Below are 719 nucleotides of genomic sequence, written 5' to 3' on the forward strand. Positions count from 1 at the left end.
TAAAGGTTAACCCCACCAGCAAGCCCTATCGGATCCTGGCTCACAAACCTGCCCGCATCCGGATCATAATAGCGAAAGCGGTTATAGTGCAAACCTGTTTCCGCATCGAAATACTGACCCTGATAGCGCAGTGGCTGATAAACCGGCTCGGCACTCTCTACTGCGACCTGCTCTGTGCGCAGTGTATTACCCCAGGCACGATAGACGGCACGCCAGACCACACTGCCATCAGTTCCGGTCAGCTCCCGTGGCAGACCTGACACATCATTGTGATACCAGTTAACCTGAGCTTCATTCTCCGTTTGACCCTGCTGCAGACTGATCTGCGCCAGGGGAGCAAAGTTTCCATCCTCGTAAATCCAGAGGTGCTGTCGGGACCCTCTCACCTCACTCAGCAGGCGATTGCCTTCCCAGATAAAGCGCGTGATACCAAAAGCATCGCGTTTCCAGCTTCTGCGGCCAAATGCATCATAGCCGTAGGTAGTTCGCTGCTCGGTCCCGTTTCGGGTGCTCACCGATTCGGTCAGCTGGTGTTCAGCGTTCCAGATAAACTGCTGATCTGTGTGTCGGCCACTCTGTTTGCGCGTCACATTGCCGAAACAGTCATAGGTCCAGCGTTTATCTTCATAAACCCTGAGCCGGTTATCCTGCAGGGGCTGCGCCTGGGCCTCGCTCAGCAGATTGTGCGCCGGGTCAAAGGCAAAATACTCATCACGCGC

Annotated in this window: 1 protein-coding gene; it reads right to left on the reverse strand. The window is 55.1% G+C overall.

Annotated elements, in window-relative coordinates; all coding sequences use genetic code 11:
- Positions 1-719, reverse strand: a 719-nt coding sequence (locus HFD92_RS21495; RefSeq protein ID WP_185185216.1) for an RHS repeat-associated core domain-containing protein, incomplete at both ends; no start/stop codon positions are given.

It is taken from the genome of Pantoea sp. EKM101V, from assembly GCF_011800325.1.
Lineage (GTDB): Bacteria > Pseudomonadota > Gammaproteobacteria > Enterobacterales > Enterobacteriaceae > Pantoea > Pantoea anthophila.